Origin of the sequence: Streptomyces sp. NPDC058145 (genome assembly GCF_042884245.1) — a bacterium.
Taxonomy (GTDB): domain Bacteria; phylum Actinomycetota; class Actinomycetes; order Streptomycetales; family Streptomycetaceae; genus Streptomyces.
On record NZ_JBHVUH010000001.1, the window covers coordinates 179785 to 180207 of the forward strand.

Annotated in this window: 1 protein-coding gene; it reads right to left on the reverse strand. The window is 63.4% G+C overall.

All coding sequences use genetic code 11. The annotated features are described in order from the left end of the window. Positions 1 to 423 (reverse strand): tetratricopeptide repeat protein (locus tag ACFVVO_RS00870; RefSeq protein WP_390051540.1); only part of this gene is annotated, 423 nt, incomplete at both ends.

Below are 423 nucleotides of genomic sequence, written 5' to 3' on the forward strand. Positions count from 1 at the left end.
ACGCCGAGGTCACGCATGCACTCGGTGTTGCCGGCCTCGATGGCTTTGCGGTACCACTCCTGTGCTGCGTTCAGGTCCGGCGGATCAAGCTGGTTGGCGAACACAATGCCGAGGTCACGCATGCACTCGGTGTTGCCGGCCTCGATGGCTTTGCGGTACCACTCCTGTGCTGCGTCCAGGTCCGGCGGATTCTGCTTGGCGAACAGAATGCCGAGGCCACGCATCGCGTCGGTGTTGCCGGCCTCGATGGCCTTGCGGTACCACTCCTGTGCAGCGTCCAGGTCCGGCGGATCAAGTTGGTTGGCGAAAAGAAGGCCGAGGTCACGCATGCACTCGGTGTTGCCGGCCTCGATGGCTTTGCGGAACCACTCCTGTGCAGCGTCCAGGTCCGGCGGATCAAGCTGGTTGGCGAACACAATGCCG